Source organism: Achromobacter veterisilvae (assembly GCF_037619525.1).
GTDB classification, from domain to species: Bacteria; Pseudomonadota; Gammaproteobacteria; order Burkholderiales; family Burkholderiaceae_B; genus Achromobacter; species Achromobacter veterisilvae.
Genome location: NZ_CP148753.1, coordinates 1,298,958 through 1,315,404, shown reverse-complemented (window position 1 = coordinate 1,315,404; position 16,447 = coordinate 1,298,958). Strand labels below are relative to the sequence as shown.

11 protein-coding genes are annotated in these 16,447 nt (G+C 65.3%); 8 read left to right on the top strand and 3 right to left on the bottom strand.

What is annotated here, in order from left to right; genetic code table 11:
- The first annotated feature begins 37 nt into the window (after positions 1 to 37).
- The 8 genes from proP to WHX56_RS06095 all read left to right on the top strand — a co-directional run bounded on the left by proP (position 38) and on the right by WHX56_RS06095 (position 12,347).
- A complete protein-coding gene (gene proP / locus WHX56_RS06130; protein ID WP_287754458.1) occupies positions 38 to 1,570 on the top strand; it encodes a glycine betaine/L-proline transporter ProP in 1,533 nt (510 codons plus the stop codon).
- 244 nt (positions 1,571 to 1,814) lie between these two features.
- Positions 1,815 to 3,095, top strand: a complete 1,281-nt coding sequence (locus WHX56_RS06125) for an MFS transporter (RefSeq protein WP_129241338.1) — start codon at positions 1,815 to 1,817, stop codon at positions 3,093 to 3,095.
- A 2-nt stretch (positions 3,096 to 3,097) separates the two neighbouring features.
- Complete coding sequence (locus WHX56_RS06120; RefSeq protein ID WP_338880746.1) at positions 3,098 to 4,537, top strand: MFS transporter; 1,440 nt, start codon at positions 3,098 to 3,100, stop codon at positions 4,535 to 4,537.
- Between the two features lie 12 nt (positions 4,538 to 4,549).
- The gene (locus WHX56_RS06115; RefSeq protein ID WP_338880745.1) at positions 4,550 to 8,356 is read left to right on the top strand and encodes a nitrate reductase subunit alpha; all 3,807 of its coding nucleotides are present in this window, start codon (positions 4,550 to 4,552) and stop codon (positions 8,354 to 8,356) included.
- A gap of 127 nt (positions 8,357 to 8,483) precedes the next feature.
- Positions 8,484 to 10,010, top strand: a complete 1,527-nt coding sequence (narH, locus tag WHX56_RS06110; RefSeq protein WP_129241335.1) for a nitrate reductase subunit beta — start codon at positions 8,484 to 8,486, stop codon at positions 10,008 to 10,010.
- Positions 10,011 to 10,020: 10 nt separating this feature from the next.
- Positions 10,021 to 10,704 (top strand): nitrate reductase molybdenum cofactor assembly chaperone, encoded by a 684-nt coding sequence (gene narJ / locus WHX56_RS06105; protein WP_287755705.1) that lies wholly within the window; start codon positions 10,021 to 10,023, stop codon positions 10,702 to 10,704.
- A 15-nt stretch (positions 10,705 to 10,719) separates the two neighbouring features.
- Positions 10,720 to 11,454, top strand: coding sequence for a respiratory nitrate reductase subunit gamma (narI, locus tag WHX56_RS06100; RefSeq protein ID WP_338880743.1), 735 nt, complete (start codon positions 10,720 to 10,722; stop codon positions 11,452 to 11,454).
- Positions 11,451 to 12,347 carry a peptidylprolyl isomerase gene (locus WHX56_RS06095; protein ID WP_338880742.1) on the top strand — a complete coding sequence of 299 codons (897 nt, stop codon included), beginning with the start codon at positions 11,451 to 11,453 and terminating at the stop codon, positions 12,345 to 12,347. The genes narI and WHX56_RS06095 overlap by 4 nt, the downstream gene beginning before the upstream one ends.
- A 48-nt stretch (positions 12,348 to 12,395) precedes the next feature.
- Here WHX56_RS06095 and WHX56_RS06090 read toward each other — a convergent pair whose 3' ends face one another.
- From WHX56_RS06090 to WHX56_RS06080, 3 genes are all read right to left on the bottom strand, one after another.
- Positions 12,396 to 14,810, bottom strand: coding sequence for a TonB-dependent siderophore receptor (locus tag WHX56_RS06090; RefSeq protein WP_338880741.1), 2,415 nt, complete (start codon positions 14,808 to 14,810; stop codon positions 12,396 to 12,398).
- A 113-nt stretch (positions 14,811 to 14,923) separates the two neighbouring features.
- The gene (locus tag WHX56_RS06085) at positions 14,924 to 15,916 is read right to left on the bottom strand and encodes a FecR domain-containing protein (protein ID WP_338880740.1); all 993 of its coding nucleotides are present in this window, start codon (positions 15,914 to 15,916) and stop codon (positions 14,924 to 14,926) included.
- A complete protein-coding gene (locus WHX56_RS06080; RefSeq protein WP_338880739.1) occupies positions 15,913 to 16,440 on the bottom strand; it encodes a sigma-70 family RNA polymerase sigma factor in 528 nt (175 codons plus the stop codon). Before WHX56_RS06080 ends, WHX56_RS06085 begins: the two co-directional genes overlap by 4 nt.
- Positions 16,441 to 16,447: the final 7 nt, after the last annotated feature.

The following is a 16,447-nucleotide window of genomic DNA, read 5'->3' as shown; positions in this document are numbered from 1 at the left end:
ACTGCGCCACACCTTGCACACAACGGGAGTCAGACTCATGGCAGAGATATCCCCGGCGTCACAGCAGGTCCGGCCGTTGGAGATCGGCGACATCACGGTCATCGACAATACCAAGCTCAAGAAGGCCGTCACGGCCGCGGCGCTCGGCAATGCGATGGAGTGGTTCGACTTCGGCGTCTACGGCTTCGTCGCCTACGCACTGGGCAAAGTGTTCTTCCCCGACGCCTCGCCGGCCGTCCAGACCATCGCCGCGCTGGGCACCTTCTCGGTGCCGTTCCTCGTTCGGCCGCTGGGCGGCGTGTTCTTCGGCGTGATGGGAGACCGCTTCGGCCGCCAGAAGGTGCTTTCGCTGACCATCATCATCATGGCGATCAGCACCTTCTGCATCGGCCTGATTCCCTCCTACGCATCCATCGGCCTGTGGGCGCCGGTCCTGCTGCTGCTGTGCAAGCTGGCCCAGGGCTTTTCGGTGGGCGGCGAGTACACGGGAGCCGCCGTCTTCGTCGCCGAGTACGCCCCGGACCGCCGCCGCGGCTTTCTCGGTAGCTGGCTGGATTTCGGCTCCATCGCCGGCTTCGTGCTGGGAGCCGGCCTGGTCGTGCTGCTGCAGGCGACGCTGGGCGAACCGACCTTCCTGGAATGGGGGTGGCGGGTGCCGTTCTTCGTCGCCGGGCCGCTCGGGCTGCTGGGCCTGTACCTGCGCCACGCCGCCGAAGAAACCCCCGCGTTCACGCAGCAACTGGAAAAAATGGAGCAAGAGGACCGCGACGCCGTCCAGGAACGGCCCGCCATCTCCTTCCGGGAGATCTTCTCCAAGTACCGCAAAGCCCTGCTCGTGTGCATCGGCGTGGTGCTGGTGACGAACATCACCTATTACATGCTGCTGACCTACATGCCCACCTACCTGTCGAGCAGCCTCGGCTATTCCGAGGAACACGGCGTGCTCATTATCGTGGTCGTCATGATAGGCATGCTTTTCGTGCAGCCGGTCGTGGGCTTCTTCAGCGACAAGGTCGGCCGCAAGCCGTTCCTGCGGGCCGGCAGCGTGGGCCTGCTGGTCATCGCGCTGCCGGCCTTCATCCTCGTCGGCAGCGACAACACCGGCCTGATCTTCCTGGGGCTGCTCTTCATCGCCGTGTTCCTGAACTGCCTGACCGGCGTGATGGCCTCCACGCTGCCCGCGCTGTTCCCCACGCGCATCCGGTACAGCGCGCTGGCCAGTTCCTTCAACGTCGCGATCATCGTCGCCGGCCTTACCCCCACCGCGGCCGCATGGCTGGTCGAGGAAACCGGCAACCTGATGATGCCCGCCTATTATTTGATGGCGGCGTCCGTCATCGGCATCGTCACATCGTTCTTCCTGCCCGAGACCGCGAACCGGCCGCTGCGCGGCGACACCCCGAACGCATCGAGCCGGCACGAAGCCCGCGCCCTGCTGCGCCAGGCCCATGAGCACATCGAACAGAGCGTGCTGGACGTCGAGGCCGAGATCGCCGAGCTGGAAGCGGAACTCGAGGCGCTGCGGCAGCGCCGCCAGCGCCTCGCGGATCGCCATCCGGACCTGGAATGAGGACGCGCCGGCTTGCGGCACGCCCGCCCGGCGAATTAATCAACTCCTATGAAGCATGGAGCGTTGATTAACTTAATGGAATAGCCATATCTGCTCGATGCAAGGACTATAGGTAGCTGGCAACAAATGGCTGCGATCGCGCGCCGATCCAAAGCGATCCGCCATGTGTTGAGGGGGGAAGGGGCCGCCGCTATCGGCGTGCGACATGTGTGATGAAATCAACAGCATCCATCTTTGTTCGCCTATGCCTGACCGAACGAAATCGAGCGACATTTCGCCCCGCGCCTGGAGAGTCCTGGCAGTCAGCACGCTAGCGTTCACAGCCTGCTTCATGGTGTGGATGATGTTTGGCGTCATAGGCATCCCGCTGCAAAAGCAACTGGGACTCAACGCTACCGAATTCGGCTTGCTGACGGCGATGCCCGTCCTGTCGGGGTCCCTGGTGCGCGTGCCCCTGGGCATCTGGACGGACCGTTACGGCGGACGGATCGTCATGATGCTGGTCATGGTATTCACCGTGCCCGCCGTCTGGCTCATCGCCTACGCCACGCAATTCTGGCAGCTCCTGGTCATCGGCCTGTTCGTCGGGCTGGCCGGCGGCTCGTTTTCCGTGGGGACTCCGTATGTGGCGCGCTGGTTTCCGCCCAATCGCCAAGGCATGGCCATGGGCGTCTACGGCGCCGGCAATTCGGGTTCGGCGGTCAACAAATTCCTGGCGCCGTCCCTGATAGTGCTGGGCGGCTGGACGCTGGTGCCGCAGGTCTATGCGGCCATCCTGCTGGGCACCGCGGCGCTGTTCTGGCTGTTCAGCGCGCATGACCCCAGGCATCTGGTGACCGGCGACGTGAAGTTCTCCGAGCAGCTCAAGGCCCTGAAAGATCCGCGGGTGCTCAAGTACTGCCAGTACTACAGCATCGTGTTCGGCGGCTATGTGGCGCTGGCGCTCTGGATGGTGCAGTACTACGTGGGCGAGTACGGGCTGGATATCCGCGTCGCCGCATTGCTGGCGGCGTGCTTTTCCCTGCCCGGAGGCGTCCTGCGCGCGATTGGCGGAGCGCTATCGGACAAATACGGCGCCCACCGGATCACCTGGTGGGTGCTGTGGGTGAGCTGGATCTGCCTGTTCCTGCTGAGCTACCCGCAGGCGGACCTCATCATCGCCACCGCAAGCGGCCCCAAGACCGTGCACATCGGCATAAACGTCTATGTGTTTACCGGCCTGCTGGCGATCCTGGGCGTGGCCTTTGCGTTCGGCAAGGCCAGCGTATTCAAGTACATCAGCGATGACTATCCAGGGAACATCGGCGCCATCAGCGGCATCGTCGGCCTGGCGGGCGGGCTGGGCGGATTCGTGCTTCCCATCATGTTCGGCATCCTGCAGGACCTGACCGGCATCCGCTCCAGCGCGTTCATGCTGTTGTACGGCGTCGTCTGGGTCTCCCTGATCTGGATGTACCGGACCGAAGTGCGAAGCACCGATGTAATCGGAGGTCCGGCCGCAAACGCGGCTTCACGCAAGGGTTAGACATGAACGATACCCATCCTCGCCGTATGGCCCGCCCCGGCAAGAGCTTGAAAATCTGGACTCCGGAGGACAAGGCATTCTGGGCCAGGGAAGGCGAAGCAATCGCCAAGATCAATCTCTGGATCTCGGTTCCCGCCCTGTTCCTGGCCTTCGCGGTCTGGCAGGTCTGGAGCGTCGTGGCGGTAAGCCTGCCAGCGATCGGATTCGAGTACTCGACCAACCAATTGTTCTGGTTGGCGGCGGCCCCCGCGCTATCCGGCGCCACATTGCGGATCTTCTATTCGTTCATGGTGCCGCTGGTGGGCGGGCGGCGCTGGACCGCGATTTCCACGGCCAGCCTGCTCATCCCCGCGATCGGCATCGGCATTGCCGTGCAGGATCCGACCACTTCCTACCCGACCATGCTGAGCCTGGCCTTGCTTTGCGGCCTGGGCGGGGGAAATTTCAGTTCAAGCATGGCCAACATCAGCTATTTCTTTCCGAACGACCGCAAAGGCTCCGCGCTGGGCGTGAATGCGGGCCTGGGCAATCTGGGCGTGTCGGTGGTGCAGTTCCTCAGCCCCATCGTCGTCACGGTCGGCGTGCTGGGCATCTTTGGCGGCGAGCCCCAGATCATCACGCAGGGCGGCGTCCAGACAAAAATCTGGATGCAGAACGCGGCCTTCATCTGGGTGCCCTGGATTGCCCTGACGGCGGCAGTGGCCTATTTTGCGATGAACGACGTCGCGGACGCGAAGGCGTCGGTGGCCGCGCAGGCCGCGATTTTCGGGCAGCGGCACAACTGGATCATGTGCCTGCTGTACTTGGGCACGTTCGGTTCGTTCATCGGCTTCGCCGCCGGTTTTCCGCTGCTGATCAAAGGCCTGTTCCCGTCGGTGAACCCGCTGGCCTATGCCTGGCTGGGCCCATTGGTAGGCGCCGCGATACGTCCGTTCGGCGGCTGGCTGGCCGACAAGGTCGGCGGCGGCGTCGTCACATTCTGGAATTTCCTGGCCATGGCGCTCGGCGTGGTCGGCGTCCTGTGGTTCCTGCCCAAGGGCGCCGGATCGCTGCCGCTGTCCTTCGGACCGCAGGAAGGCAGCTTCACCGGCTTCTTCCTGATGTTCCTGGTGCTTTTCGTCACCACCGGCATCGGCAACGGATCGACCTTCCGCATGATTCCGATCATCTTCAATCAACTGGCCATGCGCAACGCGGCGTCCGACGCCCAATCGCAAGCCGCGGCCCTCAAGGAAGGCAACGTGCGGGGCGCCGCCGCCGTGGGCTTCGCCGGCGCGCTCGGCGCCTATGGCGGCTTCTTCATTCCCAAGAGCTACGGCAGTTCGATCGCTTCCACCGGGGGGCCCGAAGCTGCATTGTGGATCTTCGCGGTTTTCTATTTGTTGTGCGCCGCTATTACCTGGTGGTGCTATGCCCGCCGCAACGCGGCCATGCCTTGTTGAGAAAGAGTCACTATGAGCCACTTCCTCGATCGCCTCGTTCATTTCCGCCTGCCCAAGGAGAGCTTTGCCGATGGCCATGGCCGCACCACCGCCGAAGACCGCACCTGGGAAGAAGCCTATCGGCTCCGCTGGGCGCACGACAAAATCGTGCGCAGCACGCACGGCGTGAACTGTACGGGCTCGTGCTCCTGGAAGATCTATGTCAAGGGGGGCATCGTCACCTGGGAAACCCAACAGACCGACTATCCCCGGACCCGCTGGGACATGCCCAACCACGAACCGCGCGGCTGCGCGCGCGGGGCGAGCTATTCCTGGTATCTGTACAGCGCGAACCGGGTCAAGCACCCGATGGTGCGCGGCAGGCTGCTCAAGCGCTGGCGCGCGGCGCTGAAAACGGCAAGAACGCCCGTGGACGCCTGGGCCCTGATCGCCGAGGATGACGCCGCCAGGAAGGACTATCAGGCCGAGCGGGGCATGGGCGGCTTCGTGCGCAGCAATTGGGATGAAGTCAACCAGTTGATCGCAGCCGCCAATATCTACACCATCAAGAAGCACGGCCCCGACCGCATCATCGGCTTCTCGCCCATTCCCGCCATGAGCATGGTCAGCTACGCGGCCGGCAGCCGCTATTTGAGCCTGATCGGCGGCGTGTGCATGAGTTTCTACGATTGGTACTGCGACCTGCCGCCCTCCAGTCCCCAGGTCTGGGGCGAACAGACCGACGTTCCCGAATCGGCCGACTGGTACAACTCCAGCTACATCATTGCCTGGGGGTCCAACGTGCCCCAGACACGCACGCCGGACGCGCACTTTTTCACCGAGGTCCGGTACAAAGGCACAAAGACCGTCGCCGTCTCGCCGGACTACAGTGAAGTCGCCAAGCTCGCCGACACCTGGCTGCATCCGAAACAAGGCACGGACGCGGCGCTGGGCATGGCCATGGGCCACGTGGCCTTCAAGGAATTCTATTTCGACCAGCGCAGCGCCTATTTCGACGATTACGCGCGCCGCTACACCGATCTGCCCATGCTGGTGCTGCTCAAGGAGCATCGCTTGTCCGACGGCCGCAGCGTGCACGTGCCCGACCGTTACCTGCGCGCCAGCGACTTCGACGCGAACCTGGGGCAGGGCAACAACCCGGAATGGAAAACCATTGCCTTCGACGCCGAAGGCCGCGCCGTGGTGCCGCATGGATCCATCGGCTTTCGCTGGGGCGCGGAGGGCAGGGACGATTCCGGCAAATGGAACCTGGAAACCAGGAACGCGGGCGATGGCGGCGAGGTCCGACTCAAACTGTCCCTCCTGGAAGACGGCAAGCATACGCACGAAATCGTCGAGGTCGGCTTCCCCTACTTCGGCGGCATCGAAACCCCCCATTTCCCGGCCAATGCGCAACAGGGAGACGTGAACTGCGCCCGGGTTCCGGCTACCCGCCTGCGTCTGGCGGGCAACGGCGAAAACGAGCACTCGCTGGTCGCCTCCGTCTTCGACCTGCAGGCCGCGCAGTACGGCATCGACCGCGGCCTGGGCAGCGGTGCAAAGAGCTACGATGACAACGCGCCCTATACCCCGGCCTGGGCCGAGCAGGTGACCGGCGTGCCCCGCCAGCAAATCGTCACGGTGGCGCGTGAATTCGCGTCCAATGCGGACAAGACGCAAGGCAGGTCCATGGTCATCATCGGCGCCGGGATGAACCACTGGTATCACTGCGACATGAACTACCGCGGCGTCATCAATCTGCTGATGCTCTGCGGCTGTATCGGCAAGAGCGGCGGGGGATGGTCCCACTACGTGGGCCAGGAAAAACTGCGCCCGCAGACCGGATGGACGGCCCTGGCCTTCGCGCTGGACTGGGCCCGGCCGCCGCGCCAGCAGAATTCCACCAGCTTCTTCTATGCGCACACGGACCAGTGGCGCTACGAGAAACTGGGCATCGAAGAGATCGTCAGCCCGCTGGCCGACCCCGCCAAGTACAGCGGCAGCATGATCGATTACAACGTGCGCGCCGAACGCATGGGATGGCTGCCCAGCGCGCCGCAGCTCAAGACGAATCCCTTGAAGGTCGCCGACATGGCCGACGCCGCGGGCCTTTCCCCGCGGGACTACGTGGCCAGATCGATCAGGGACGGCACGCTGCAGATGAGTTGCGAGGATCCCGACGCCCCCGAGAACTGGCCGCGCAATCTGTTCGTATGGCGCAGCAACCTGCTCGGCTCCAGCGGCAAGGGGCACGAGTATTTCTGCAAGCACCTGCTGGGCACCAGCAATGGCGTCCAGGGCCGGGACCTCGGCGCCGACGACGCCAGGCCGTCCGAAGTCAAGTGGCACGAGCAGGCGCCGCAAGGCAAGCTCGACCTGCTGGTCACGCTGGATTTCCGCATGAGCACGACCTGTCTGTATTCGGACATCGTGCTGCCCACGGCAAGCTGGTACGAAAAGAACGACCTCAATACCAGCGACATGCACCCCTTCATACATCCGCTTTCGGCTGCGGTGGACCCGGTCTGGGAATCGCGCTCGGACTGGGAAATCTACAAGGGCTTCGCCAAGACCTTCAGCGAACTCTGCGTGGGCCACCTCGGCGTGGAACGCGATACGGTGCTGACGCCGCTGATGCACGACACGCCGGCCGAACTGGCCCAGCCCTATGGCGTCGCGGAATGGAAGAAGGACGAATGCGACCTCATTCCCGGCAAGACCGCCCCGCAGGTCACGGTGGTGAACCGGGACTATCCCAATATCTACAAGCAGTACACGGCATTGGGTCCCTTGATGGACCAGATCGGCAACGGCGGCAAGGGCATCGCCTGGAAGACCGGCACCGAGGTCGAGCAGCTCGGCCAGCTCAATGGCGTGACCGCCGATGCCGGGCTCACGCAGGGCCGCCCGCGCATCGTCAGCGACATCGATGCATGCGAGGTCATTCTTCATCTGGCGCCGGAAACCAACGGGCATGTCGCCGTGAAGGCCTGGGACGCGCTGTCCAAGATAACCGGACGCGAGCACCGGCATCTGGCGCTGTACCGCGAAGACGAGAAAATCCGCTATCGCGACATTCAGGCGCAACCGCGCAAGATCATCAGTTCGCCAACGTGGAGCGGCATCGAAAGCGAGACGGTCAGCTACAACGCCGGCTACACCAACGTGCACGAACTGATTCCCTGGCGCACGCTGACGGGCCGCCAGCAGTTCTACCAGGATCATCCCTGGATGATCGCCTTCGGCGAAGGCTTCTCCAGCTACCGGCCCCCGATCGACACGAAAACCACCACCGCCATGCATGGCATCCGGCCCAATGGCAATCCGGAGATTCAGCTCAACTTCATCACTCCGCACCAGAAATGGGGCATACACAGCACCTACACCGACAACCTGTTGATGCTCACGCTCAACCGCGGCGGCCCGGTGGCCTGGATCAGCGAAGAAGACGCCAAGCGCGCCGGCATCGTCGATAACGACTGGATGGAGATGTACAACGTGAACGGCGCGGTCGCCGTTCGCGCGGTGGTGAGCCAGCGTGTGAAGCCCGGCATGGTCATGATGTATCACGCGCAGGAAAAAATCATCAACACTCCGGGAAGCGAAATCACCGGCGTGCGCGGCGGCATCCACAACTCCGTCACCCGTATCGTCCTCAAGCCCACCCACATGATCGGCGGATACGCGCAATACAGCTACGGGTTCAACTACTACGGAACCATCGGCACCAATCGGGACGAATTCGTGGTGGTGCGCAAAATGGACAAAGTGGACTGGCTGGATACGCCCAGGGGCGAGCACCTCGCCGCGGCCTACCAGGCGCAGGGCGAAAACCCATGAGCCCAGGACCCAGGACCCAAGACATGGCATCGATCGCCGGCCATGACGCTTACTCGGAACATGCACGGACGTCCGCCGCGGCGCGGACGATCCCGTGCGTCGAAGACCTCTCCTCGGAGGACAACCCATGAAGGTACGCGCGCAAATAGGCATGGTGTTGAATCTGGACAAATGCATCGGCTGCCACACCTGTAGTGTGACGTGCAAGAATGTCTGGACGAGCCGCCCCGGCGTTGAATACGCCTGGTTCAACAATGTGGAAACCAAGCCCGGCATCGGCTACCCCAAGGAATGGGAGAACCAGGACCGCTGGAACGGAGGCTGGGTGCGCAAGGCGAACGGCTCCATCGTTCCGCGCCAAGGCGGAAAGTGGCAACTGCTGATGAAGATCTTCGCAAACCCCAACATGCCGGAGATCGACGACTACTACGAACCCTTCACTTTCGACTACGACCACCTACAGTCCGCGCCCGAGATGAAGCACGCGCCCACCGCGCGGCCGCGCAGCCTCATCACGGGACTGCGCATGGACAAGATCGAATGGGGGCCGAACTGGGAAGAGATCCTGGGCGGCGAATTCAGCAAGCGCTCCCAGGACCAGAACTTCGAAGACGTGCAGAAGGAGATCTACGGGCAGTACGAGAACACCTTCATGATGTATCTGCCGCGCCTGTGCGAACACTGCCTGAATCCGGCATGCGTGGCGAGTTGTCCCAGCGGCTCCATCTACAAGCGCGAAGAAGACGGCATCGTGCTGATCGACCAGGACAAGTGCCGCGGATGGCGCATGTGCGTATCGGGCTGTCCCTACAAGAAGATCTACTACAACTGGAAGAGCGGAAAAGCCGAAAAATGCATCTTCTGCTACCCCCGCATCGAGGCGGGCCAACCGACGGTATGTTCGGAAACCTGCGTCGGGCGCATACGCTACCTGGGCGTGCTGCTTTATGACGCCGACCGCATAGAGCAGGCCGCAAGCGTGGAAAAGGACAAAGACCTGTACCAGGCCCAGCTCGATATCTTCCTGGACCCCGAGGACCCGGCCGTCATTGCCCAGGCGCGCGCGGACGGCGTTCCCGATGCCTGGCTGCTGGCGGCCCGCAACAGCCCCGTCTACAAGATGGCCGTGGACTGGAAGGTCGCGCTGCCGCTGCACCCCGAATACCGCACCCTGCCCATGGTGTGGTACGTGCCGCCGCTGTCGCCGATCACGGCCGCCGCGCAGGCGGGCCACGTGGGCACCGTCAATGGCGTGCTGCCCGACGTCAACCAGTTGCGCATTCCGGTCAAGTACCTGGCCAACCTGCTGACGGCCGGAGACACCCAGCCGGTGGTGCGGGCACTGGAACGCATGCTGGCCATGCGCGCCTACCACCGCAGCAAGCACGTCGATGGAGAAATGAACAACGCGGTGCTGGAGCAGACGAACCTGAGCGTCGCCCAGGTCGAGGACATGTACCACATCATGGCGATCGCCAACTACGAAGATCGCTTCGTCATCCCGACCACGCATCGCGAGTACGCCGAAAACGCCTTCAACGTCCGCGGCGGCTGCGGCTTTTCGTTCGGCAACGGCTGTAGCGAGGGCGTCACCGAGACCAGCCTGTTCGGCAGCGAAAAGAAGCGGACCATCCCCCTCAAGGTAACCTTGTGAGGAGCCCATCATGAAGCATGATATTTCCGTTCCGTTGCGCGCGCTGGCCCACTTGCTGCGCTACCCGGACGCGGCAATGCGCGAACCACTGCCCGAGGTGCGCTCGGTGCTGGAAACGGCCACGGCGCTGGGCAAGGCGCGTCGCGCCGAGCTTGGGGCGCTGGCGGACCGGCTGCTGGCCAACGGCCTGCACGCGGAAGCCGTCTATGTCGGCCTGTTCGACCGTGGACGCGGCACCTCGCTCTATTTGTTCGAACACGTGCATGGCGACTCCCGGGACCGCGGCCCCGCCATGGTGGACCTGATCAAGACCTATGAGCGGGCCGGCCTGCTGCTCGACCCATCCGAATTGCCGGACTACCTGCCGGTGCTGCTGGAGTTTGCGTCCACCCAACCGCCTCCGGAGGCCAGCGCCTTCGTCGGGGAGTTCGCGCACATTCTGCAGGCCATTGCGCAGACCTTACGGCAGCGCGACAGCGATTATTTCTGTGTGATCGCGGCGGTGCTGGAACTGGCGGGCGTGCCGCGGCTTGTGCCGGCGGACGCCGGCGCCGTGGCGGCCGAAGAACCGCTGGACCTCAGTTGGGCGGAACCCGCGGCCTTCGACGGTTGCAGCACCCAGGGCCAGGCGGCGCCCGGCACCCCCCAGCCCGTTCATATCCTGCGCCGGCCGCCATCGGCCGAGGCGCGTTGATTTGAGGAGATCGCCATGTCGCTCGGACTCCACAATTTCCTTTTCGTCGTCTATCCCTATATCTGCCTTGCCGTCTTCCTGATGGGCAGCCTGGCTCGTTTCGACCGAGACCAGTACACCTGGAAAAGCGACTCGTCGCAGTTGCTGCGCGCGCGTCAACTGCGATGGGGCAGCAACCTGTTCCACATAGGGATCCTGTTCCTGCTGTTCGGCCACACCGTCGGCCTGCTTACCCCGCACTTCCTGTACGCCTGGCTCATCACCGCGCCGCAGAAGCAGTTGCTGGCCATCGTGTCCGGCGGCATTGCCGGCTTCATCTGCTTCATTGGCCTCACGATGCTCTTGCATCGACGCATTGCCGATCCGCGTATCCGTCGCACCAGCCACCGCACCGACCTGGCCATACTCTGCATCCTGTGGGTGCAACTGGTGCTGGGCCTGGTCACGCTGCCGGTCTCCTGGAGCCACCGCGTCGATGCCGGCGCGATGCTGATACTGGCCGACTGGGCGCAGGGAGTTTTCACTTTCCGCCCCGACGCCGCCGGACTCGTGACGATAGGCTGGCAGTTCAAAGTCCACATGGTGCTGGGCATGACCATCTTCCTGCTGTTCCCCTTCAGCCGGCTGGTGCACGTATGGAGCGGCTTTGGCTCGCTGGCGTACCTGGTGAGGCCGTATCAGCTAGTGCGCTCGCGCCGCATGGATCTTTCCTCGCACGCGTCGGCGCCGCGCGATGGAGAAAGAGCATGAGCAATATCGTGGAAACCGGGCTCGAGGGATGCGGCAGCGGCAATTGCTCCTGCCAGCAGACGACGCCGCAACCGCCGCAGACGCAGGAGCGAATCGAACCGGCTTATGTGCGCGAATCCTCCGAGCCGCCCCACATCAACGGCGTCCTCCTGGCGGACCCCAGCGAAGTGCTGAGCACGAGCGAGCTGAGCCAGCGCGCCTGCACCGAGTTGCTGCGGCAGGCGGCCATCGCCCGAGGCCTGCTTGCCGCGGACGACCCGGTGCCGCGGCAAGGCGCGATCAGCGAAGCCGCCAGCGACGCCATCGAGCGCCTGCTGGACACCGCGCTGCAACTGCCCGAAATCGACGACGAAGCCGGACGCCGCCACCACGCCGCGCACGCCGCGCGCTACGCCAGGGGCGAGCGGGTCCGGGCGCGCCACGTGCTGTTCGCCGTCACGCCCGGCGTGGACCTGAACGCCCTGCGAAAACGGGCGGAAACCTGCCTGCTCGACGTACGCAACAACACCTCGCAGGAATTGGCCGAGGGCGGCGGTTTTGCCAGGGCCGCGGCGGCCCTCAGCAACTGTCCAAGCGGCCGGGAAGGCGGCAACCTGGGCTGGCTCCAACCCGAGGATTGCGCTCCCGAATTCGCCAAGGAGCTATTCGGGCATCCGGAGATAGGCGTGCTGCCGCGCCTGGTCCACAGCCGCTTCGGCCTGCATGTGATCGAAGTGCTGGAACGCCAGCCTGGCATCGTCCCTCCCTATGAACAGGTGCGCTCCGCGGTTTTCCAGCGGCTTCGCCAACAGAGCTTCGCGACCGCCCTGTCGCAGTATCTGCGGCTCCTGGCGAACGACGCGCGCATGGCCGGCGTGAATCTGGACGCGGCCGAGACGCCGCTGGTCCAGTAGTCCGCCGCATCGGCTTTCCGCTGCGCGCATCGCGAGCGCGATCGCTCGCTAGAACTTCGGCGCGTACTGGAACGTCAGCATGATGTTGCGCGGATCGCCATAGTGGTTGTTGCTGGTCGCGGAGTTGTACGAGGGAATGTAGTACTTCTTGTCGAACAGGTTGTTGACGTTCAGCGCCACGGTCAGCTCGGAGCTGGCCTTATAGGCCACCCGCGCGTTCCAGACCGTGAAGCCCGGCAGCGTGAAGCTGCGGTCGGAGGCCAGGGTGTGGGATTGCGACTGCGTTCCCGCGCCGACGCTCAGGCGGTTCAGGCTGCCCGGCAGGCGGTAGTTGGCCCACAGGCGCAGCAGGTGCTTGGGCGTCCACGTGTTGAAGACCTGGCCTTCGTAGTCCGGATCCGACAGATACTTGGTCGTGTTGTAGGTGTAGCCCGCGAACAGTTCCAGGCCCGGCACGACCTCGCCCGAGGCTTCGGCTTCGAAGCCCTGGCTGCGCACCTTGCCGGAGGCGCGCGAGCAATACCATCCGTCGCACGCGAAACCGGCCTCGTAGTCGTTGACCGCGCGATTCTTGTGCAGGTACTGGAACACGGCCAGCGACACGTTCAGGCGCCCGTCCGCCAGTTCGCCCTTGATGCCCGCCTCGTAGTTCTTGCCTTCCACGGGCTTCAACATCCCGCCGTCGACGCTGCGGGCGGTCTGCGGTTCGAACACGGTGGAATAACTGGTGTACAGCGACCATGCCGGATTCAGCGCGTACACGATCCCGACATAGGGGATGAATTTTCCGTTGGCCTTGCTGGTCGAGGCGTAGCCGCCGACGTCCTCGTAGAGGAAGTCGTACCAGCCGACCCGGCCGCCGCCGATCAAGGTCAGGGCATCGGTCGGCTTCACGCGCCATGTGCCGTACAGGCCCTGCTGCTCGATCTTGTAGCGGCTGCGCGTTTCGACGCCGCGATCCGCGATGGTGTCGATGTCCTGCCACGGCCGGTGATGGTCGATGTCGAATATGTTCCCGCCCGAGGTCCAGGCGCGCGCGAACCGGTCGTTGGTGGTGTAGCGCGAGACACTCGCGCCCGCCACGATTTCCTGTTTCATTCCGAACAGCTCGAAACGGCCCAGCAGCGACAGGTCGGCGCCGCGCTGGCGGCCGGTGAAATCCACGCCGAAGTCGCCATAGTCCAGGCCGCTGCCGTCGGCGTTGACCGGGCCGACCGCGCGCTGGTGCGCCGTGGTGTTGCTCTCGTTCATCGCCGCGCCCGCCAGTTTCAGGCGCCAATCCTGATTGAAGCGGTGCTCCAGATCGGCAAAGAACGTCGTCTGCTCATTGTGCGAGCGGTTCCACGTCGACCCGGTGAAGGTGGAGCGGGGCAGTCCGATATCGCTGCCGTCGGCGTAGCGCGGCAGGCCCACGATCATGGGCCTGCCCCGGCTGTCGCGATTGGCCACGCCGAAGCCCACGGTGGTGTCGGCGGTCAGGTCGTAGTCCAGCGCCGCGTACAGGTTGCGCGTGCGGTTCCAGACGTAATCGGTGTACGAATGGCTGCGGTCTTCGTCGAGCACGACGCGGCCGCGCAGCGTGCCTTCGGCATTCAAGGGGCTGCCGGCGTCCAGTTGCAAGCCGTAGTGGTCCCACGACCCGACCTTGCCGGTCACCACCACGGCCGTTTCGTCGCCGCCGCGCTTGCGCACCAGGTTGACCGCGCCGCCCGGGCTGCCGGCGCCCTGCAGCAGGCCGGCGGCGCCGCGCAGGATTTCCGCGCGCTCGTAGAACGCCATGGACTCCTGCTCCCAGTTGCCCAGCGAGTAGCTGTTGCGCAGCAGCGCCACGCCATCGTATTGCAGCATGTCCACCGGAAAGCCTCGCGCGTTGATGGCGATGCCCAGTCCGACGCCCTGCACCCCCACCATGCCGGTGGTGTTGTTGATCGCGTCGGGCAGCGAGGTCATGACCTGGTCGTCCATGCGCTGGCGGGTGATCACGCTGACCGATTGCGGGATGTCCTTCATGCGCTCGGGAAACTTGCCTATCGTCAGGTCGGGCGCCGTGTAGCTGTCGGCCGGCAGCCTGGCATAGTTTCCCGTCACGGTGACCGGCGCCAGCGTAACGCTCTGGCCGGCGCGCCGCAGGCGCCACCCGCCCTGGCGCGAAGGCTCGGCTTCCAGGCCGGTGCCCGCCAGCAGGCGGCGCAGCGCTTCCTGGCTGGACATCGCCCCTTGCACGCCCGGCGAGGCGACGCCGTCGGTCAGGCTGGGGGCCGAGGCCACCAGCAGGCCCGACTGGGCGCCGAACTGGCCCAGCGCGGTACTCAGGGGGCCGGCCGGCACGCGGAATTCGCGCTCGGCGTATGCCGCGGCCTGGGCAAGCACGGCGGGTGAGGCAAGAACGCCTCCCAGACCGAGCGCGGCGCTCAGGCAGGCGAGGCGGAACAAGGTGCGCGGCGGCGCGAAACGTGCGGACATGGCGGGGTTCCTGGCTCAAACAATGAGGGCTGCAGCCTCATCGATGGGCTGCCTCATGTGCTTGAAGCCCGAACCGCGCGAATCCGCCGTTTCTGTTACAACTTTCCTCGCGCTCAGGCACGGCCGACGCGCACCCAGTACGGGGTGGCATAGCGCACGCTGACCGGCAGGACCTCGGTCAGCATGGCCAGCACCCGGTCGGTATTCTCCAGCGGGAAGGCGCCCACCACCAGCAGGTCCGCGACCTCCGGCGCGCATTGCACCAGGCCCGGGCGATAGCGCCCCAGGTCCGCCAGGAAATCGGCCAGCCGCTGGTTGTCCGCCACCAGCATGCCCCGCAGCCACACGGTGCTTGTTTCGCGCAGGGGCTGGACCCGGCAGGTGCCGTCGCGGCGCATGACGGCTTCTTCGCCGGCCGCCACGCGGCGCGCGCCGGCATCGCGGCCGCGCAGTTCGACCGCCCCTTCCATGACCGCGACGCGCAAAGCCCCGCCGCCGTCCAGGTCGCGCGCCACGAATCGCGTGCCCAGCGGCAGCACCGTCGCGGCGCGGCCATACAGCATGAAAGGGCGCGGATCGGCGGCGGTCGCCACCATGACTTCGCCTTCGCGCAGCCAGACTTCGCGCCTGTCGCGCCCGTAGCGCCAGTCCACCGCCGTTCCGGTATTCAGACGCACCAGCGTGCCGTCGTCCAGATGCACTTCGCGGCTTCCGCCGGCCGAGGTGCGGGCGTCGGCGGTCCAGACGCGCACGGTGTCGCGGTCGGCCAGCGCCCACGCGCCGGCGGCGCCGCCGGCGATGGCCAGCATCCAGCGCAGGGTCTGGCGCCGGCGGTCGCCCCGCGCCGCTTGTTCGAGCGCGCGGGCGCCCAGCGCGCCGCCCGCCTGCGCGGCCTCTCCGGCCACGCCGCTCATCAGGGATTCGAGCCGGCGGAAGGCCAGCTCATGGGAAGGGCTGGCGCCACGCCAGCGTTCGAACGCCTGGCGGTCCTGCTCGGTAGCGCCTTCGCGCAAGCGGACCAGCCAGCCGGCCGCTTCGCGCAGCGCGGACGCGGGCACGGCGCCCGCCTCGGGCGCCAGGCGGCGCAATAGCCGGCCAGACGTCATCCGTAGACCACCTCATAGCAATGCACCAGGGCCCGGGCCAGCGACTTCTGCACCGCGTTGATGCTGAGGCCGAGGCGCACGCCGATCTCGGCGTACGACAGGCCTTCGACCTGCGCCATCAGGAAAATGCGGCGGCTGGTCATGGGCAGGCGGTCGATCAGTTCGCAGATCTGTTCCAGCGCCTCGATCACCAGGGCGCGCGACTCGACCGAGGGCGCCACCGCCTGCGGCAGCAGGGCGAGCGATTCCGCATAGGCCGACTCCAGCGCGGCGCGCCGGGCCCGGCCGATCAGCAGCCGCTGCGCCACCGTGCGCAGATAGGCGCGCGGCTCCGCCAGCGGCGTGTCCAGCCGGGCGCGGATCAGGCGTTCGAAGGTGTCGTGCGCCAGGTCGGCCGCGTCGCTGGCATTGCCGAGTTTGCGCTGCAGCAGGCTGCGCAGCCAGGAATGATGCGACCGGTAGACGGCCTGCACCGCCGCCGCATGGGCATCATCGGAAGGCGCGGTAGGGAAAGACGAAGTCATGACCGAA